The sequence below is a fragment of the Bradyrhizobium sp. 27S5 genome (genome assembly GCF_037217225.1).
GTDB lineage: Bacteria > Pseudomonadota > Alphaproteobacteria > Rhizobiales > Xanthobacteraceae > Bradyrhizobium > Bradyrhizobium septentrionale.
Genome location: NZ_CP147714.1, coordinates 9,026,862 through 9,044,406 on the forward strand (window position 1 = coordinate 9,026,862; position 17,545 = coordinate 9,044,406).

Sequence of the window (17,545 nt, forward strand, 5' to 3'; positions counted from 1 at the left end):
TTCATCTCGTCGGGGCGATCTCAGTCGCTCAACCCGAGCACGTCGGCCATCGAGTACATGCCGGGCTTCTTGCCATGCGCCCACAGCGCCGCCTTCAGCGCGCCCTGCGCGAACAGCGCGCGGTCCTCGGCATGATGCGACAGCGTGATGCGCTCCGACGGACCGGCAAAGATCACGCTGTGATCGCCGGCCGCGGTGCCGCCGCGCAACGAGGCAAAGCCGATATCGCCCGCACGCCGCGCGCCGGTCAGGCCATCGCGGCCGCGCGCCCAATGCTGATCGAGCGCGATCTTGCGTCCGGCAGCGGCCGCCTCGCCGAGCATCAGGGCGGTGCCCGACGGCGCGTCGATCTTGGACTTGTGGTGCAGCTCGAGAATTTCGATGTCAAAACTCTGGTCGAGCGACTGCGCGACGCGCTTGACCAGCGCGGCGAGCAGATTGACGCCGAGGCTCATATTGCCCGACTTCACCACGATGGCGCGGTCGGTGACGCTCCGGATCACCGCATCGTCGGACTGCGACATGCCGGTGGTGCCGATGACGTGGACGAGGCCGCGCTCGGCCGCGATCGCGACATTGGCGATGGTCGCGGCCGGCACGGTGAAATCCAGGATGCCGTCGGCGCCCGCCGACATCGACCACAGATCGGCCGACAGCGCGACGCCATTGGCGGGAAGGCCGGCGAGCACGCCGGCGTCCTTGCCGAGCAGCTCCGAGCCCGGCGCTTCCAGCGCGCCGACCAGCACCGCCCCCGGGGTTTCGGAAATCACCCGCGTCAGCGTGCGGCCCATCCGGCCGCCGGCTCCCGCAACAATCAGACGCATGTCAGCCATGGCTCACCTCTGCAGGCCGTATAAAGCATGATCCGGAAAAGGGGAAACCGCTTTTCCGGGCCGATATCATGGCTCCAACGGACGAATCCCACGGCTGTTCCCGGCAATCGAACCGGCGGCCTGGTGTCCGGGCTACGGGCTGTCGTGCCCCTCGATGATGATGAGGTCGGCGATCGAATGCGGCTGCCGCACCTTGAGGTTGGTCTGGTATTCCGGCGAGTTGTAGCAGGCGAGCGCGGTCTGATAGTCCGGGAATTCGATCACGACGTTGCGCGAGCGGCTCTGGCCCTCGACGCCGGTGAACTTGCCGCCGCGAACAATGAACTTGCCGCCGAATTTCTGGAAGATCGCCGGGTTGGCCGCCATGTAGGGCTTGTAGCCCTCCTCATTGTGAACGTCCACGCGTCCAATCCAGTATCCCTTCGCCATCTCTGTTCTCCCTCGTTGTTGTTCAGGCGAGCGTCTCGGCGATTTCGGCGTGAATGGCTTCGGCTGCGGCCTTCGGATCGGCGGCTTCCATCACCGGACGCCCGACCACCAGATAGTCGGCGCCGGCGGCGATCGCACGGGCCGGCGTCATGATGCGCTTCTGGTCGCCGGTGGCAGAGCCCGCGGGGCGGATGCCCGGCGTCACCAGGTTCATCTGATCGCCGACGATCTTGCGCAAGGCTGCGGCTTCCTCGGGCGAGCTGACGAGGCCGTCGACACCGAGCGCCTGCGCTTGCCTGGCGCGCACTTCGACGAGATCGGAGACGCTGAGGCGGTAGCCCGCGGCCTGAAGATCGTTGTCGTCGTAGGAGGTCAGCACCGTCACCGCGAGGATCTTGAGGGTAGAGCCGGCGCGTGCCTCGACTGCCGCCTTCATGGTCTGCGGATAGGCATGCACGGTGAGGAAGGTCGCGCCGAGACCGGCGACGCTTTCGACCCCGCGCGCGACCGTGTTGCCGATGTCGTGCAGCTTGAGATCGAGAAACACCTTCTTGCCGCTGCCTGCGAGCTGCTTCGCCAGCGTGAGGCCGCCGGCATAACCGAGCTGATAACCGATCTTGTAGAAGGTGACGCTGTCGCCGAGCCTGTCGATCATCGCCTCGGCGCTAGCGACGGACGGCAGATCGAGCGCCGCAATCAACCGGTCTCTTGGAGCGATCTTGGCTGGCTGCATGTCACCTCACATCATGCGTTGGGAATGGTCGACCAGCTGCCGCACCAGCGCGCGCATCGCGTCGATGTCGGCCTGGTGCTTCAGATGATCCATATCGTCATAGGCCTGCTCGGCGAATGACAGCGCGAGCTGGCTCGGGATCACGGTCGCGTGGCACGCCGACAGGATCAGGCGCAGCGCCGCCAGCGCGCGCGTGCCGCCGAGCCGGTTGCCGGATGCCGCTGCGATCGCGAAGGCGCGGCCATGGAACACCTGGCCGCGGGCCTCGTGCGGATCCTGCACGCGGCTCACCCAGTCGATCGTGTTCTTCACCAGCGCCGGCACCGAGGAATTGTATTCCGGCGTCACGATCAGGACGCCATGATGGGCGCCGATCATCCGCTTCAAATTGACCGCGTGCTGCGGCACGCCCGATTTCGCCTGCAGGTCGCCGTCATAGATCGGCAGCGGAAAATCGCCGAGCGAGATGCGCGTGACGTCGGCCCCCAGCTGCGCGAGCTCCTGCGCCAGCACGGCAGCGAGCTTCGTATTGAGCGAGCCGGATCGAAGCGATCCCGGGATCACGAGGATTTTCAGCGCTGACATTTCGAAATCGCGGTTAGGGCGCGCGCCGCCCAGCGCGACACCGCAGGGCGATCAGCCCTTGCGATACACCCAGACCCGCGCGGGCGGAAGGTTCATCCAGATCCGCTCGGACGCCTCTGTGGACACGCCGGGCAGCGACTTCGGAATCGGGGGCACCACCGAATAGGTGAACTGCACAAAGGGCGCACCGGGAGCGAGCGCCAGGAAGGCGTCGCGGACCAGCCTGAGGCGGGTCAGCATCGGCTTGGTGACCAGCGGCAGGCCGGAGACCATCGCGGAGGCGGGAGACTTCAGCACCTCCCACAGCGTATCGCGAAGCCTGTAGGCGTCGCCCTGGACCACCCTGGCCTGCGGATAGCGTTCGCGCAGCAATGCGCAGAAACCGGGATTGTATTCGACCAGCACGAGCCGCTTTTGATCGACGCCATGCTCGATCAGCGCATTGGTGATCGCCCCGGTGCCGGGTCCAAGTTCGACCACCGGCCCTTCCGCGTCAGGATCGACATATTGCGCCATGGTGCGAGCAAGCAGCCGTCCTGACGGCATCACTGCGCCCATATGCAGCGGCTTCTCGATCCATGAACGGAGAAAACGAACCTCGTCGTCGAGACGGAGGGGCTTCTTCGACGCACGCACGGACGATTGCAGGGGCATGTCGCTACCAGGCGGGACCGCACAATCGAGCGGTTGTCAGAAAACGGTCATAAAGACGTATAGATCGAAGCCGTTACGGTCAAGCGCGACGACAACTACTGGGTGGTGCGGTTTCCGAAGAAGTCCTTGACCTTAGAGAAGAAACCCGCTGCCTCCGGCTGGGTTGCACCGGACGACAGCTTTTCGAACTCCATCAGCAATTCCTGCTGCTTCTTCGTCAGATTCTGCGGCGTTTCGACCACGACCTGGACATACATATCGCCGGTCTGGCGCGAGCGGAGCACCGGCATACCCTTTGATGCGATGCGGAATCGCCGGCCCGACTGGGTGCCGGAGGGCACCTTCACCTTGGTCTTGCCCTTGTCGATGGTCGGCACCTCGAACTCGCCGCCGAGTGCTGCAGTCACCATCGAGATCGGCACGCGGCAGTGCAGGTCGGCGCCATCGCGCTGGAAGAACTGGTGCGTGGTCAGCGACAGGAAGATGTAGAGGTCGCCGGGCGGGCCACCGCGGACACCGGCCTCGCCTTCGCCGGCGAGACGAATGCGGGTGCCATCCTCGACTCCCGGGGGAATGTTGACCGACAGCGCGCGGTCGCGCGTCACCCGGCCGGAACCGGCGCAGGAGGTGCAGGCGTCCTCGATCATCTGACCGCGGCCCTGGCAGCCGGGGCAGGTCCGCTCCAGCGTGAAGAAGCCCTGGGCCTGCCGGATGCGGCCGGCGCCACCACAATGCGAGCAGGTCTTCGGCTTGGTGCCGGCCTTGGCGCCGGTGCCCGAGCAGGATTCGCAGGTGACCGAGACCGGGATCTCGATCTGCGCGGTCTTGCCCTGGAAAGCGTCCTCGAGCGTGATCTCCATGTTGTAGCGCAGGTCGGCGCCACGCTCGCGGCCGCCGCCGCCGCGGCGCTGCCCGGCCATGCCGAACAGGTCCTCGAAAATGTCGGAGAAGGACGAGGCGAAGCCGGCGCCGAAGCCGGGACCGCCGCCGCCCATGCCCTGCTCGAAGGCGGCATGGCCGAAGCGGTCATAGGCGGCGCGCTTGTCGCCGTCCTTCAACACCTCATAGGCTTCGTTGATTTCCTTGAACCGGACCTCGCTGCTGGAGTCGCCCGGATTCTTGTCCGGATGCCACTTCATCGCGAGCTTGCGGAAAGCCGTTTTCAGCTTGGTCTCGTCCGCGTTCCGCTCGACCTCGAGGGTCTCGTAATAGCAGCGCTTGGTCGACATCCTTCAATTCCGTCCGGAGTTCATCGCTATCGCCAAGGATTGCGCCTGTCTGGAAGATGCAGCGATCGCCTTAAAGAAAAATGACCCCCACTCCTCCGAGACGCGTCGCGTGCTCTTTGGTGTGAGGGCCATCATCTCAAACCCGCTTAAGCAGATTTCTTGTTGTTCTTGTCGTCGTCGACCTCGGTGAACTCCGCGTCGACAACGTCATCCTTGGCAGCGTCCTTGGCCGCATCGGCCTCGGCCTGCTGCTTGTACATGGCCTCGCCGAGCTTCATCGAAGCCTGCGCCAGCGTGTTGGTCTTGGCCTTGATCGCCTCGGCGTCGTCGCCCTTCAGCGCTTCCTTGAGGTCGCTGACGGCGTCTTCGATCGCGCGGCGGTCGGTGTCCGGGATCTTCGAGCCGTGCTCGGCCAAAGCCTTTTCGGTCGAATGAACCAGGCCGTCGGCATGGTTCTTGGCGTCGACTGCCTCGCGGCGCTTCTTGTCCTCGGCCGCATTGGCCTCCGCGTCCTTGACCATCTTGTCGATGTCGGCTTCGGACAGACCGCCGGATGCCTGGATCCGGATCTGCTGCTCCTTGCCGGTCGCCTTGTCCTTGGCCGAGACGTTGACGATGCCGTTGGCGTCGATGTCGAAGGTCACCTCGATCTGCGGCATACCGCGCGGAGCCGGCGGAATGCCCATCAGGTCGAACTGGCCAAGCATCTTGTTGTCGGCCGCCATTTCACGCTCGCCCTGGAAGACGCGGATGGTGACGGCGCCCTGATTGTCTTCGGCCGTCGAGAACACCTGGCTCTTCTTGGTCGGGATCGTGGTGTTGCGGTCGATGATGCGGGTGAACACGCCGCCCAGCGTCTCGATGCCCAGCGACAGCGGGGTCACGTCGAGCAGCAGCACGTCCTTGACGTCGCCCTGCAGCACGCCGGCCTGGATCGCAGCGCCGATCGCGACGACTTCGTCGGGGTTGACGCCCTTGTGTGGCTCCTTGCCGAAGAACTGCTTCACGACTTCCTGAATCTTCGGCATGCGGGTCATGCCGCCGACCAGCACCACTTCGCCGATCTCGCCGGCGGTCAGGCCGGCATCCTTCAGCGCCTTGCGGCACGGCTCGATGGTCTTCTCGACGAGGTCGGCCACCAGCGCCTCGAACTTGGCGCGGGTCAGCTTCATCGTCAGATGCTTCGGACCGGTCTGGTCAGCCGTGATGAACGGCAGATTGATTTCGGTCTGCGTGGTCGACGACAGCTCGATCTTGGCCTTTTCAGCGGCCTCCTTCAGGCGCTGCAAAGCGAGCTTGTCGTTGCGCAGGTTGATGCCCTGCTCCTTCTGGAACTCGTCGGCCAGATAACCAACAAGGCGCATGTCGAAATCTTCACCGCCGAGGAAGGTGTCGCCGTTGGTCGACTTCACCTCGAACACACCGTCGCCGATCTCGAGGATCGAGACGTCGAAGGTGCCGCCACCGAGATCGTACACGGCGATCGTGCCGGTCTTCGACTTGTCGAGACCGTAAGCGAGCGCGGCAGCGGTCGGCTCGTTGATGATGCGCAGCACTTCAAGGCCGGCGATCTTGCCGGCATCCTTGGTGGCCTGACGCTGTGCGTCGTTGAAATAAGCGGGAACCGTGATGACGGCCTGCTCGACCTTCTGGCCGAGATGCGCCTCAGCGGTCTCCTTCATCTTCTGCAGGATGAAGGCCGAGACCTGCGAGGGCGAATAGGTCTTGCCATCGGCTTCGACCCAGGCGTCGCCGTTCGATGCCTTGACGATCTTGTAGGGAACGAGCTTCTTGTCCTTCTCGACCATCGGGTCGTCATAGCGGCGGCCGATGAGGCGCTTCACCGCAAAGAACGTACGCTCGGGATTGGTCACCGCCTGGCGCTTCGCCGGCTGGCCGACGAGGCGCTCGCCATCGTCAGTGAAAGCAACGATCGACGGCGTCGTCCGCATGCCTTCCGCGTTCTCGATCACCTTGGCGTTTTTGCCATCCATTACGGCGACGCACGAATTCGTGGTGCCGAGGTCGATCCCAATGACCTTACCCATGGTTTTGATATCCTCTTTGTTGCGGCAGGTTGGTTGGGCCCTGACGGCGCTCCGTACCGAACCCCCAGACGTTCACATACTCGCGATATTGCGACGGTGAGCCTGATATAGGAGAGAGGGTCCTGCCCGCAAGGACTGGACGCAACGTTGAGGCCTGAAAAGACTGACGTTTGAAAGATTGTGTCAGCCCGACTACGGCGCCAGTTCAGGCCGGAAGCAAGTCCATAACGAGCCCAAGCCACGCCCCGAGACAGGCCCAAGCCAAGTTAACAAATCGGCAATGATTTAGGGCGCCAACGTCCGCCGCGCGGCGTCACCGCTGTTGAGTGAACGCTCACAAACGTCGTATGCGAGAGCGGCGCACGGGCCGAGGCGCGCTGTTTGGCCGCTGGGCGGCCGCAGGCGGTGGGCTCGTGGACACGTCGGGAAGCTCAAAAGTGCCAGCCAATCAGGGCGAAAAGCCCATGGAATCGGGCTCGCGGGCCCGGAGCTGAGATTTGGCGGCCTGTTGCAGGGTCATCAAAACCGCTAAAAGCGGTCCGACTGAAAGAGGCCGCCCAGCCCTGCACCGGGCCCGTTGCGCGGCCACCAAGCAAAACCGGTAGATCCCCCATGACGCCTTTTCGAGTTCTCGTTGCGGTTGCCTTGCTGATTGCTGCCACCTGTCGTGGCTTCGCCGCCGACGTGGTGTTTCCGCCGGGCGCGCATGTCGGGATGAAGCCGCTGGTGGGCCTCAACCGGGCCAAGTCGTTCATCGGCTTCGAGACTGAGGACCAGGGCGTGAAGGTCCTGATCGCCGACCTGCCCGCGGACGCCTACGCGGAGGTCGTGAGCGCGTTCAAGGCCAATCCCGCCGGCACCGGGAATATCAAGCCCGAGAGCCTCGAGACGCCGGCCGGCCTCGCCTACTACACCGTGGAGAGTGGGCGCGACGGCGCCAGCAATGTGCGGCGCTATTCCATGATCCTGCCGGGGCCGACCTTCTCCGGCTATGTCGCTGTGCAAGTGCCGGAGAATGCGAGCAAGATCTACACCGACGACGCCGTGCGGCAGATGTTCGCCACCGCCCAGATCCGCAACGAGGTGCCGGTCGACGAGCAGCTCGGCATGATGCCGTTCAAGGTCACCGAGCTCAGCGGTTTCAAGAATATCCGCATGCTGGCGCCGGGCGCAGCATTGCTGATGGCCGACGGCGACGAGAAGGCCCTCGAGACCAAGCCCTTCTTGCTGCTTGGCATCATCGGCTCGGCCCCGGCCACACCCGATGATCGCGGCCGCTTCGCCCAGCAGATCGCGACTACGATCCCCGGCGTGCGCGACGGGCGGATCACCATGTCCGAGCCGATCCGGATCGACGGCCAGCCCGGCTTCGAGACCCGGATCGACGCCGTCAGCGGCAAGGACAACACCCCGGTGACCATCGTGCAGTGGCTGCGGTTCGGCGCGCAAACCTCGATGCGCATCATCGGCAGCTCGCCGCGCACCGATTGGGAGAAGGCCTTCCCGCGCTTCCGCGCGGTGCGCGACGGCATCCAGCCGCGCGGCTGATCCCTTTCGTAAAGCCCTCCGAAAAATCGGGCTTTCGCAGCTCCACGAACGGAACTAGCCTCCTCGCGCGATAATCACACAAAGCGAGGAGGGCGCGATGTTCGATCGACGACGGATTGTTGCAGGCCTTGGCACGATCGCGCTCGCGACGCTGGTTCCCAGGAATCTCTGGGCCGCCGCGATCAAGCCCGACGACGGCTCCGCGCTGCTCGTGATCGACGTGCAGAACTGCTTCCTGCCCGGCGGCAGCCTCGCGGTGAAGGACGGCGAGCAGGTGGTGCCGGTGATCAACAAGATCGCCAAGAGCTTTGCCAATGTGGTGATGACGCAGGACTGGCACACGCCCGGTCACGTCTCCTTTGCCTCGGTCCATGCCGGCAAGAAGCCGTTCGAGACCATCGACCTCGCTTATGGCAAGCAGGTGCTGTGGCCCGATCACTGCGTGCAGGGCACCGACGGCGCCGCGCTGTCGAAGGAACTCGCGATCCCGCAGGCCGGGCTGATCATCCGCAAGGGATTTCACAAGGACGTCGACAGCTACTCCGCCTTCACCGAGGCCGACGGCAAGACCACCACCGGGCTCGGCGCCTATCTGACGGCGCGCAAGATCAATCGCGTATTCGTCACCGGGCTCGCCACCGATTTCTGCGTGGCCTGGACCGCGCTCGATGCGCGCAAGGCCGACTTCGAAACCTATGTGGTGGAGGATGCCTGCCGCGGCATCGACACCCAGGGATCGTTGGCCAAGGCCTGGGCCGATATGGACAAGGCCGGCGTCAAGCGGATCCAGTCGTCGGATATCGCGTGAGACATTGGATCAGGCGGTGATGTCGGCGCCTGGGGCGGCCTTGGCGCCGCCCTTGGAGACACCGACCAGTGCCGGACGCAGGATGCGCTCGCCGATCATGTAGCCGGCCTGCACGACCTGCACCACGGTGCCCGACGGCACCGACGTGTCCGGCACTTCGAACATCGCCTGCTGGAAGTTCGGATCGAACTTCTCGCCGATCGGATCGAACTTCTTGACGCCGTTCTTTTCCAGCGTGTTGAGCAGCGAGCGCTCGGTCAGCTCGACGCCTTCGAGCAGCGCCTTCAGGCCGGGATCGGCGGCTTCCTTGGTCTCGGCCGGCACGGCGTCGAGCGCGCGCTGCAGATTGTCGGCGATGTCGAGCACGTCGCGGGCAAAGCCGGTGATGCCATAGGTCTTGGCGTCGGCAACCTCGCGGCGGGTGCGCTGACGGAGGTTCTCCATCTCGGCCAGCGTGCGCAGCGTCCGGTCGCGCGCCTCGGCGAGTTCCTTGGTCAGCGCCTCAGCCGATCCCACCTCGGGATCGTCAGGCATGATGTAGGGCTTCGAGACCACGGGTTCACCCGTCGGCGCCGAATTCTCGGTGTTGTCATTGGCCCGGTTCGGATCGGTCATGGCTTGCCTTCTCGAAAACTCGCGTCGGTTCAAATCTTGGGGATTGCTGCCCGGGATATCGTGCTTTGAGCGGCGAAAATCAAGCGCAACATACCGGTTAGGGCCAGCGCACCTCCACTTCGCGTCAAGAAACCCGTCAAATGAAACCGAATTTCGCTCCGATCAGCCGCCCAGCATCTTGCTGACGATGCGCGCGGCATAATCCACCGTCGGGATTACCCGCGCATAGTTCAGCCGCGTCGGTCCGATCACGCCGAGCACGCCGACGATCCGGCCCTGGGCGTCGCCGTATGGCGCGATGATGGTGGAGGAACCCGACAGCGAGAACAGCTTGTTCTCCGAACCGATGAAAATCCGCACGCCCTCGCCGCGTTCGGCGCGGCCGAGCAGATCGATCACGCCGCGCTTGGTCTCGAGATCGTCGAACAGCGACTTGATGCGCTCGAGGTCGTCGAGCGCATGCAGATCCTCGAGCAGATTGGCGTGGCCGCGCACGATCAGCTGGCGGTCCTCGTTCGCGCCGCCGGACCAGCTCGCGATGCCGGCCGCGACGACCTTTTGCGTGAGCTGATCGAGCTCGGCGCGGTTTTGCGTCAATGCCGTCTCGAGCTCGAGCCGCGCTTCGGCCAGCGTCCGGCCACGGATCCGCGCATTGAGGAAATTGGTCGCTTCGGTCAGCGCCGACGATGGAACGCCCGGCGGCAGCGCCAGCACCCGGTTTTCGACCTGGCCGTCTTCGCCGACCAGCACGACCAGCGCCTTCTCCGGCTCCAGCCGCACGAATTCGATGTGCTTCAGCCGCGCATTCGACTTTTGCGTCAGCACCACCGCGGCGGCACGGGTCAGCCCCGACAGCTGCGTCAGCGCCTCGCCAAGCGCCGCCTCGACGGATTGCGCACGGCCGACGGCGGCCAGCTGGGTCTGGATCGATTGACGCTCGGCCTCGGTGAGGTCGCCGACCTGCATCAGGGCGTCGACGAAGAAACGCAAGCCAAGTTCGGTCGGCAGCCGGCCCGCCGAGGTGTGCGGCGCATAGATCAGCCCGAGCTGCTCGAGGTCCGACATCACATTGCGGACCGAGGCCGGCGACAACGGTAATGCGATCAGGCGCGAGATGTTGCGCGAGCCGACCGGCTCGCCGGTCGCAAGGTAGCTTTCGACGATTTGACGAAAAATGTCGCGCGAACGCTCGTTGAGCTGGGCGAGCCCCGCATGCGGTGCGATCAGGCCAATCGGATCGTGATGAGTCACACTCCAGTCCCTCACAATTGCTGCCTAATCTGTCGCTCCGAGAGGCCGGTGACAAGCATGCATTCAGCCCCCGGTACCTGGCCAACCCAGGGCCGAAAACCCTTGCCGCTGCCCGTTCCCCCTCCTACAAGCACGCCCAGCCATATATCTCGGATTTTTGGAGGATTTCATGCGGCCAAGCCGCCGTGCGCCCGATGAACTGCGTCCCGTGTCGCTGGAACGCGGCGTCGTCAAATATGCCGAGGGTTCCTGCATGGTGAAGTTCGGCGACACCCATGTGCTGGTGACCGCCACGCTGGAAGAGCGGCTGCCGCCCTGGCTGAAGGGCCAGGGCCGCGGCTGGGTGACCGCCGAATACGGCATGCTGCCGCGCGCCACCCTGGAACGCACCCGCCGTGAGGCCTCCGCCGGCAAGCAGGGCGGCCGCACGGTCGAGATCCAGCGGCTGATCGGCCGTTCGCTGCGCGCGGCCGTCGATCTGGAGGCGCTCGGCGAGCGCCAGATCACGGTCGATTGCGACGTCATCCAGGCCGATGGCGGCACCCGCACCGCCTCGATCACCGGTGCCTGGGTGGCGCTGGCCGACTGCATCAACTGGATGAAGGCCCGCAACATGCTGAAGACCAACGTGTTGCGCGACAATGTGGCGGCGATCTCCTGCGGCATCTACCAGGGCACGCCGGTTCTCGACCTCGACTATGCCGAGGACTCCGAGGCCGACACCGACGCCAATTTCGTCATGACCGGCGACGGCCGCATCATCGAGGTGCAGGGCACCGCCGAGAAGACGCCGTTCTCGCAGGACGAGTTTCTGGCGCTGATGGCGCTGGCGCGCAAAGGTGTCGCGCGTCTGGTCGACTTGCAAAAGATCGCGGTGGCGTAGTCAGATTGGTCATGCATCGCCGAATCACCGGAAGGCTCGTCATCGCCACCCATAATCCCGGCAAGCTCGCCGAGATGCGGGAACTGCTGGCGCCGCATGGCGTGGAGGCGGTGTCGGCCGGCGAGCTCGGCCTCGCCGAGCCCGAGGAGACCGGTGACAGTTTTCGCGCCAATGCGGCGATCAAGGCGATCGCCGCGGCGAAAGCGACCGGACTGCCGGCTTTCGCGGACGATTCCGGCCTCGTGGTCGACGCGCTCGACGGCGCACCCGGGATCTATTCGGCGCGCTGGGCCGGCGAAGGTAAGGATTTCATGGCGGCGATGACGCGGATCGAACGTTTGCTGCAGGAGCGCGGCGCCACCGCGCCGGACCGGCGAAGTGCGCATTTCGTCTCCGCCCTGTGCGTGGCGTGGCCCGATGATCACCTCGAGGAGGTCGAGGCCCGCGCCGACGGAACCCTGGTTTGGCCGCCACGCGGCACCGCCGGCTTCGGCTATGATCCGGCCTTCCTGCCCGACGGCCATACGCGGACCTTCGGCGAGATGACCAGCATCGAGAAGCACGGCCTGCCGCCGCTCGGGCTTGGCCTGTCGCATCGCGCCCGCGCCTTCGTGAAGCTCGCGGAGATTTGCCTTGAGCCACGCTGAACGGAAAGCCTTTGGCGTCTACGTGCACTGGCCGTTCTGCCTGTCGAAATGCCCGTATTGCGATTTCAACAGCCACGTGCGGCATGCGCCCGTCGACGAGGAGCGCTTCGTGCGCGCCTTCGCCCGCGAGATCGAGACCACGGCCGCGCGGGTGCCGGGGCGCGAGGTCACCTCGATCTTCCTCGGCGGCGGCACGCCGTCACTGATGCAGCCGCAGACCGTCGGCGCCGTGCTCGACGCCATCGGTAAGCACTGGTCGGTGGCGCGCGACGTCGAGGTCACGCTCGAAGCCAACCCGACCAGCGTCGAGGCGACGCGCTTTCGCGGCTATCGCGCGGCCGGCGTCAATCGCGTCTCGCTCGGCGTGCAGGCACTTGATGACGCATCGCTGAAGGCATTGGGCCGCCTGCACACCGCGCGCGAAGCGCTCGACGCGGTTGCGATCGCGCGAAGCGCGTTCGACCGTTACTCGTTCGATCTGATCTATGCGCGGCCCGACCAGACGCCGCAGATGTGGGCGAGCGAGTTGAAGCAGGCGATCTCGGAAGCCGCCGAGCATCTGTCGCTCTATCAGCTCACGATCGAGGAAGGCACGCCGTTCTTCGGGCTGCATGCCGCCGGCAAATTGCAGACGCCGGATGAAGCGACCGCGCGCGCGCTCTACGACGTGACGCAGGAGGTCTGCGCCCGCGAGGGATTGCCGGCCTACGAGATCTCCAATCACGCCCGCACTGGGGCGGAGTGCAAGCACAACCTCGTCTACTGGCGCGGTGAGGAATATGCCGGCATCGGCCCCGGTGCGCATGGCCGGCTCGACATCGATGGCGTCAGGCACGCGACCGCGACCGAGCGGCGCCCCGAGGCCTGGCTGTTGAATGTCGAGGAACGCGGCCACGGCGTCGTCACCGATGACAGCCTCAACAGCGAGGAGCGTGCCGACGAATTTTTGCTGATGGGGCTGCGGCTTGCCGAGGGCATCGACCCCAAGCGCTATGCGGCACTGTCCGGCCGCCAGCTCGACCCGCAGCGGATCACAATGCTGCGCGAGGAAGGCGCGATCGCCGTCGACGCCGACGGACGGCTGCGCGTGACGAAGTCAGGATTCCCGGTGCTCGACGCCGTCGTCGCGGATCTCGCCGCCTAGAGCCTATCCCGTTCCGATGAATCGGAACGGGGCTCTAGATTCTTGTTTTGACGCGTTTTCTTCACGCGAACCGGCATCCACTTCGCTCGAAAACGCTCTGCGTGCACGCTGCCAAAATATCGAAAACAACCCCATGCAAAGTAGCTGGCGGGTTCCGGCGCTCGACAAGGCAGCTTGCCCGCCTGACGAAAATTAAGCCCCAAAACTCTTCGGCGACCCCGCAACCGGTGTGCCGCCGCCGGACGCCACCTTCATGACCGCAAGGCCGCGTTCATTGGTGCCGTCGGAGCGGAAGCGGAACAGGCCGTCGATGCCGGCAAAGCCGGATGGATTGGTCAGCGTCTCCGGCGCGAAGCGCTGTGCGCCTTGGGTGCGCGCCAGCGCCGCCATCAGCGCGACGGCATCATAGGCCAGCGTCGCGGTCCGCACCGGCTCGCCGCCATATTTGGCGCGGTAGCGGCCGGCGAAGCTGCGGAAGCCGGACGGGTCTGGCGCGGCGTAGAGGCCGCCCTGCAGCACGGGGCTCGCGAACACCCGCGGATTGTCCCACAGCCCGGTGCCGAGCAGCTGGATGTTGCGCAGATTGGCGCCGGCCGCGGTCAGCGCATCGGCGGTCGCGACGACCGAATCGCCATCGTCGGCAATCAGCAGCGTATCGGCCTGGCCGAGCGCCTGTGCCACGGTCCGTGCCGGCGTTGCGCGATCGGCGCCGTATTTCTCGAATGCGACGACGCGGCCGTTCTTGCGGCCGACCGCCTGCTTGAACGCGGCCTCGACCACATTGCCATAGGCGTTGTCGGGCACCATCGCGGCGAATGAGCGCTTACCGATCCCGGCGGAATAATCGACGATCCGATTGATGTCGGACTCCGGCAGGAAGCTCAAGAGATAGACGCCGCGTCCGGCCACGCTTGAATCGGTGGAGAACGCGATCACCGACGTTCCGCGCGGCCGCGTGAGTTGCGCCGTGGCCGGCACGGAGCCCGCGAACAGCGGTCCCAGAATGATCTCGGCCCCTTCCGACAGCGCCTGCTGGGTGCCCTGCGCCGCGCCTTGCGAACTGCCGCCATCGTCCTTGATCAGCAGCTGAATGTTCGGGTTCTGAAATTCCGCCAGCGCCATTTCGGCGGCGTTCCGCATCGACTGCGCGGCGAGCCCGGCATTGCCGGATGCCGACAGCGGCAGGATCAGCCCGATCTTGACTTGCCCGGTACCGACCGCTTGCGGCTGTTGCTGCGGGCCGGCGGGTCCCGCCTCTTGGCCGCCGCCGAACGGACTGGAGAACTGGCTCAGGCTTTGCTGGATACCGGAGCAGGCCGACAGCAGCGGCGCGCCCACGATAAGACCAAGCGCGGTCCGCCGGGTCGTGCCCGACGGCGGGGACTTGTGGTGATGCGGGCCTTCCATCGTCTCTCTTCTCTTGGCCGACCATGATCGGCCAGGACTCCATCCGGCTCTGATGAGGCGGGTGGATTCAGGCATATTGTCGGCGAATAGTTAACCGGAACAAAAGGATTATGGCCCCGCGGCGCCGTTGCCGCGGCCCACATTTCCGGCGCAGCGACCTTCAAGCAACACCCCTGCGGGTGTGGCGCAAGCGCTGCCATCCCTCTAGATTGGCATTATGCGCGCAAAAGCCAGTTCCCTCCACAGTCCTGACGCCACGGCGGGCGCTGCGGCCAAAACCTTTTCGATCGGCGGCCAGCTGCTGGCGGCGCCAAGGGCCACGCCCGGGCTCCATCTGGTCGCGACCCCGATCGGAAATCTCGCCGACATCACCCTGCGCGCGCTGGAGACGCTGGCGGGCGTCGACATCATTGCCTGCGAGGACACAAGAATTACGCGCCGGCTGACCGAGCGTTACGCGATCACGGCCGAGCTTGCGCCCTATCACGAGCATAACGCCGCGCAGGCGCGGCCGAAGATCCTGGAACGGCTGGCGCTGGGCGCCTCGATCGCGCTGGTCTCGGACGCCGGCACGCCGCTGATCTCAGATCCCGGCTTCAAGCTGGTGCGTGAGGTCTGCGCCGCCGGGCATGCCGTCATCGCGGTGCCGGGGCCGTCGTCGGTATTGACGGCGCTGTCGGTCGCGGCGCTGCCGACCGACCGGTTCTTTTTCGAGGGATTTTTGCCAACGAAGGAGCACGCGCGCCGCGCTCGGCTGACCGAGCTGGCGCGGATCGATGCGACGCTCGTGATGTTCGAATCGGGCAATCGCGTGCAGGACACGCTGCGCGATCTCGCCGCGATCATGGGTAGTCGCGATGCCGCGATCTGCCGCGAGCTGACCAAGCTGCATGAGGAGGTCAATCGCGCGCCGGTCGCCGAGCTTGCGGCAGGCGCCGATGTGCTGGAAACGCGCGGCGAATTCGTGCTCGTCGTCGGACCGCCGGCCGATGATGCCGGCGTGATGGACCAGGGCGCGCTCGACGATCTCCTGCGCGCGCAGCTCGCCCGCGGCAGCGTCAAGGATGCGGTCGCGCACGCGGTCGAACTGTCGGGCCGCCCGCGCCGCGAGGTCTACGCCCGCGCCCTCGAGCTGGCGAAGACCGTCGGGGACGGCGATGGCAAAAACTGACAGCGCCTCGCCCGAGCGCGTCGCGGCATTCCGCACCGGCATATCGGCCGAAAGCCGCGCCGCCGCCCTGTTGATCGCCAAGGGCTATCGCATCCTGGCAAGACGCTTCCGCACCCCCTATGGCGAGATCGACCTGGTGGTGCGCCGGCGCAATCTGCTCGCCTTCGTCGAGGTCAAGGCTCGTGCCAGCCTCGATGACGCCGCCTATGCGGTGACGCCACGCCAGCAGCAGCGCATCGTCAATGCCGCCCAGGCCTGGCTGATGGCGCATCCCGAACATGCCGAATTTGATCTCAGATTCGACGCCGTGCTGATTGCGCCGAAGAGCCTGCCGCGCCATCTGTTAGCGGCATTCGACGCCAGCCCTTAAAGTTACCTCCAGACCTCGCGGGATACGCTTATGAAATTGAAGATCGCCGTCCAGATGGATCCCATCGCGCGCATCAACATCCGCGGCGATTCCACCTTTGCGCTGCTGCTCGAAGCCCAGAAACGCGGCCACGGCATTTCCTATTACACGCCAGATAGACTGTCGCTGCGCGGCGAGGAGCTGGTGGCACCGATGCAGTCTCTCACCGTGCGCGACGAGGTCGGCAATCACTTCACGCTGGGCGAGCCGAAGCGCGAGGCGCTCAATGGCTTCGACGTCGTGCTGCTGCGGCAGGATCCGCCGTTCGACCTCGCCTATATCACCTCGACCCATTTCCTCGAGCGCATTCATCCGAAGACGCTGGTGGTCAACAACCCGGCCAGCGTGCGCAACGCGCCGGAAAAGCTGTTCGTGATGAATTTCCCGCAGCTGATGCCGCCGACCCTGATCTCGCGCGACCTCGACGAGATCAACGCATTCCGCGATCAGCATGGCGCCGTCGTCATGAAACCGTTGCACGGCCATGGCGGCGCCGCGGTGTTCCGCGTGATGCCGCAGGACATGAATTTCGGCTCGCTGTTCGACATGTTCTCGGTCACCTTCAAGGAGCCCTGGGTGATCCAGCGCTTCCTCCCCGAGGTGAAGCATGGCGACAAGCGCATCATCCTGGTCGACGGTGAGTTCGCCGGCGCCGTCAACCGCGTGCCGGCGCCGGATGACCTGCGCTCCAACATGGTGCGCGGCGGCGCGGCCGCGGCGACCGAGCTCTCGGATCGCGAGCGCGAAATCTGCGCCACCGTCGGACCCGCGCTGCGCGAACTTGGCCTGCTGTTCGTCGGCATCGACGTGATCGACGGCAACCTCACCGAGATCAACGTCACCTCGCCGACCGGCATCCGCGCCATTCAGCGGCTCAACGGCCCCGACGTCGCGGCCAGGGTCTGGGATGCCATCGAGAAGAAGCGCGCCGCCAAATAACCCTCCCTTGTGCGCCGCACATGCCGGTTGAATTCTAAAAGCGCGATGAGATCGGGTTGAATCATCATCGCGCTTTAGCTTCTTGTTTGAGCATGATCTTTTCGGAAAACCGCGTCACACTTTACCGGATGATGCTTTAGCCGGAGACCGACCGCGCCAGCGTTCGCCTTATTCTTCTTGCCAGCTTGCGCGGGCGAGGGCAGCATTCTCTT

General features: G+C 65.3%; 18 protein-coding genes. 8 read left to right on the top strand and 10 right to left on the bottom strand.

Annotated features, from left to right (window positions below):
- Positions 1-20 precede the first annotated feature (20 nt).
- The 7 genes from dapB to dnaK all read right to left on the bottom strand — a co-directional run bounded on the left by dapB (position 21) and on the right by dnaK (position 6,511).
- On the bottom strand, positions 21-833 hold the full coding sequence (gene dapB, locus WDM24_RS42375) for a 4-hydroxy-tetrahydrodipicolinate reductase (protein WP_166212892.1): 813 nt from the start codon (positions 831-833) through the stop codon (positions 21-23).
- A gap of 132 nt (positions 834-965) precedes the next feature.
- Positions 966-1,262: a DUF1330 domain-containing protein gene (locus WDM24_RS42380; RefSeq protein WP_166300201.1), complete on the bottom strand. Its 297-nt coding sequence runs from the start codon at positions 1,260-1,262 to the stop codon at positions 966-968.
- 22 nt (positions 1,263-1,284) lie between these two features.
- On the bottom strand, positions 1,285-1,995 hold the full coding sequence (pyrF, locus tag WDM24_RS42385) for an orotidine-5'-phosphate decarboxylase (RefSeq protein WP_338829922.1): 711 nt from the start codon (positions 1,993-1,995) through the stop codon (positions 1,285-1,287).
- A 6-nt stretch (positions 1,996-2,001) separates the two neighbouring features.
- On the bottom strand, positions 2,002-2,580 hold the full coding sequence (locus WDM24_RS42390) for an NAD(P)H-dependent oxidoreductase (RefSeq protein WP_338694093.1): 579 nt from the start codon (positions 2,578-2,580) through the stop codon (positions 2,002-2,004).
- Positions 2,581-2,631: 51 nt separating this feature from the next.
- Positions 2,632-3,234: a class I SAM-dependent methyltransferase gene (locus WDM24_RS42395; RefSeq protein WP_029081008.1), complete on the bottom strand. Its 603-nt coding sequence runs from the start codon at positions 3,232-3,234 to the stop codon at positions 2,632-2,634.
- A 95-nt stretch (positions 3,235-3,329) separates the two neighbouring features.
- On the bottom strand, positions 3,330-4,463 hold the full coding sequence (gene dnaJ / locus WDM24_RS42400) for a molecular chaperone DnaJ (RefSeq protein ID WP_029081007.1): 1,134 nt from the start codon (positions 4,461-4,463) through the stop codon (positions 3,330-3,332).
- Positions 4,464-4,609: 146 nt separating this feature from the next.
- Positions 4,610-6,511 carry a molecular chaperone DnaK gene (gene dnaK / locus WDM24_RS42405; protein ID WP_029081006.1) on the bottom strand — a complete coding sequence of 634 codons (1,902 nt, stop codon included), beginning with the start codon at positions 6,509-6,511 and terminating at the stop codon, positions 4,610-4,612.
- Positions 6,512-7,123: 612 nt separating this feature from the next.
- Between dnaK and WDM24_RS42410 the strand changes: the two genes are divergently transcribed.
- Together WDM24_RS42410 and pncA are read left to right on the top strand one after the other, a co-directional pair.
- Positions 7,124-8,059, top strand: coding sequence for a hypothetical protein (locus WDM24_RS42410; protein ID WP_338694089.1), 936 nt, complete (start codon positions 7,124-7,126; stop codon positions 8,057-8,059).
- Positions 8,060-8,156: 97 nt separating this feature from the next.
- A complete protein-coding gene (gene pncA, locus WDM24_RS42415) occupies positions 8,157-8,867 on the top strand; it encodes a bifunctional nicotinamidase/pyrazinamidase (protein ID WP_338829923.1) in 711 nt (236 codons plus the stop codon).
- Between the two features lie 9 nt (positions 8,868-8,876).
- Here pncA and grpE read toward each other — a convergent pair whose 3' ends face one another.
- Together grpE and hrcA are read right to left on the bottom strand one after the other, a co-directional pair.
- Positions 8,877-9,482 (bottom strand): nucleotide exchange factor GrpE, encoded by a 606-nt coding sequence (grpE, locus tag WDM24_RS42420; RefSeq protein ID WP_338829924.1) that lies wholly within the window; start codon positions 9,480-9,482, stop codon positions 8,877-8,879.
- A gap of 162 nt (positions 9,483-9,644) precedes the next feature.
- On the bottom strand, positions 9,645-10,733 hold the full coding sequence (hrcA, locus tag WDM24_RS42425; RefSeq protein ID WP_029081002.1) for a heat-inducible transcriptional repressor HrcA: 1,089 nt from the start codon (positions 10,731-10,733) through the stop codon (positions 9,645-9,647).
- 169 nt (positions 10,734-10,902) lie between these two features.
- On the opposite strand from hrcA, the gene rph reads away from it, so the two are divergent.
- Genes rph through hemW form a run of 3 tightly spaced genes read left to right on the top strand, consistent with a single transcriptional unit; the run spans position 10,903 to position 13,407 of the window.
- The gene (gene rph, locus WDM24_RS42430; RefSeq protein WP_166300189.1) at positions 10,903-11,616 is read left to right on the top strand and encodes a ribonuclease PH; all 714 of its coding nucleotides are present in this window, start codon (positions 10,903-10,905) and stop codon (positions 11,614-11,616) included.
- A gap of 11 nt (positions 11,617-11,627) precedes the next feature.
- On the top strand, positions 11,628-12,263 hold the full coding sequence (rdgB, locus tag WDM24_RS42435) for an RdgB/HAM1 family non-canonical purine NTP pyrophosphatase (protein ID WP_166300187.1): 636 nt from the start codon (positions 11,628-11,630) through the stop codon (positions 12,261-12,263).
- Positions 12,250-13,407 (top strand): radical SAM family heme chaperone HemW, encoded by a 1,158-nt coding sequence (gene hemW / locus WDM24_RS42440; protein ID WP_166300185.1) that lies wholly within the window; start codon positions 12,250-12,252, stop codon positions 13,405-13,407. Before rdgB ends, hemW begins: the two co-directional genes overlap by 14 nt.
- 192 nt (positions 13,408-13,599) lie before the next feature.
- Here hemW and WDM24_RS42445 read toward each other — a convergent pair whose 3' ends face one another.
- Positions 13,600-14,814, bottom strand: a complete 1,215-nt coding sequence (locus WDM24_RS42445; protein WP_338694079.1) for a penicillin-binding protein activator — start codon at positions 14,812-14,814, stop codon at positions 13,600-13,602.
- 217 nt (positions 14,815-15,031) lie between these two features.
- Here WDM24_RS42445 and rsmI point away from each other — a divergent pair, with 217 nt between their 5' ends.
- The 3 genes from rsmI to gshB are packed head-to-tail and all read left to right on the top strand — an operon-like array spanning position 15,032 to position 17,333.
- Positions 15,032-15,985, top strand: a complete 954-nt coding sequence (gene rsmI / locus WDM24_RS42450; protein ID WP_338829925.1) for a 16S rRNA (cytidine(1402)-2'-O)-methyltransferase — start codon at positions 15,032-15,034, stop codon at positions 15,983-15,985.
- Entirely contained in the window at positions 15,972-16,355 is a 384-nt protein-coding gene (locus tag WDM24_RS42455; protein ID WP_166212917.1) for a YraN family protein, read from the top strand. The genes rsmI and WDM24_RS42455 overlap by 14 nt, the downstream gene beginning before the upstream one ends.
- A 30-nt stretch (positions 16,356-16,385) precedes the next feature.
- The gene (gene gshB, locus WDM24_RS42460; RefSeq protein WP_338694073.1) at positions 16,386-17,333 is read left to right on the top strand and encodes a glutathione synthase; all 948 of its coding nucleotides are present in this window, start codon (positions 16,386-16,388) and stop codon (positions 17,331-17,333) included.
- The last annotated feature ends 212 nt before the right edge of the window (positions 17,334-17,545 follow it).

What these genes read in the sequence shown, in the direction of transcription:
- dapB (WP_166212892.1), bottom strand. Translation starts at nt 833, where the DNA reads ATGGCTGACATGCGTCTGATTGTTGCGGGAGCCGGCGGCCGGATGGGC.
- WDM24_RS42380 (WP_166300201.1), bottom strand. Translation starts at nt 1,262, where the DNA reads ATGGCGAAGGGATACTGGATTGGACGCGTGGACGTTCACAATGAGGAG.
- pyrF (WP_338829922.1), bottom strand. Translation starts at nt 1,995, where the DNA reads ATGCAGCCAGCCAAGATCGCTCCAAGAGACCGGTTGATTGCGGCGCTC.
- WDM24_RS42390 (WP_338694093.1), bottom strand. Translation starts at nt 2,580, where the DNA reads ATGTCAGCGCTGAAAATCCTCGTGATCCCGGGATCGCTTCGATCCGGC.
- WDM24_RS42395 (WP_029081008.1), bottom strand. Translation starts at nt 3,234, where the DNA reads ATGCCCCTGCAATCGTCCGTGCGTGCGTCGAAGAAGCCCCTCCGTCTC.
- dnaJ (WP_029081007.1), bottom strand. Translation starts at nt 4,463, where the DNA reads ATGTCGACCAAGCGCTGCTATTACGAGACCCTCGAGGTCGAGCGGAAC.
- dnaK (WP_029081006.1), bottom strand. Translation starts at nt 6,511, where the DNA reads ATGGGTAAGGTCATTGGGATCGACCTCGGCACCACGAATTCGTGCGTC.
- WDM24_RS42410 (WP_338694089.1), top strand. Translation starts at nt 7,124, where the DNA reads ATGACGCCTTTTCGAGTTCTCGTTGCGGTTGCCTTGCTGATTGCTGCC.
- pncA (WP_338829923.1), top strand. Translation starts at nt 8,157, where the DNA reads ATGTTCGATCGACGACGGATTGTTGCAGGCCTTGGCACGATCGCGCTC.
- grpE (WP_338829924.1), bottom strand. Translation starts at nt 9,482, where the DNA reads ATGACCGATCCGAACCGGGCCAATGACAACACCGAGAATTCGGCGCCG.
- rph (WP_166300189.1), top strand. Translation starts at nt 10,903, where the DNA reads ATGCGGCCAAGCCGCCGTGCGCCCGATGAACTGCGTCCCGTGTCGCTG.
- rdgB (WP_166300187.1), top strand. Translation starts at nt 11,628, where the DNA reads ATGCATCGCCGAATCACCGGAAGGCTCGTCATCGCCACCCATAATCCC.
- WDM24_RS42445 (WP_338694079.1), bottom strand. Translation starts at nt 14,814, where the DNA reads ATGGAAGGCCCGCATCACCACAAGTCCCCGCCGTCGGGCACGACCCGG.
- rsmI (WP_338829925.1), top strand. Translation starts at nt 15,032, where the DNA reads ATGCGCGCAAAAGCCAGTTCCCTCCACAGTCCTGACGCCACGGCGGGC.
- WDM24_RS42455 (WP_166212917.1), top strand. Translation starts at nt 15,972, where the DNA reads ATGGCAAAAACTGACAGCGCCTCGCCCGAGCGCGTCGCGGCATTCCGC.
- gshB (WP_338694073.1), top strand. Translation starts at nt 16,386, where the DNA reads ATGAAATTGAAGATCGCCGTCCAGATGGATCCCATCGCGCGCATCAAC.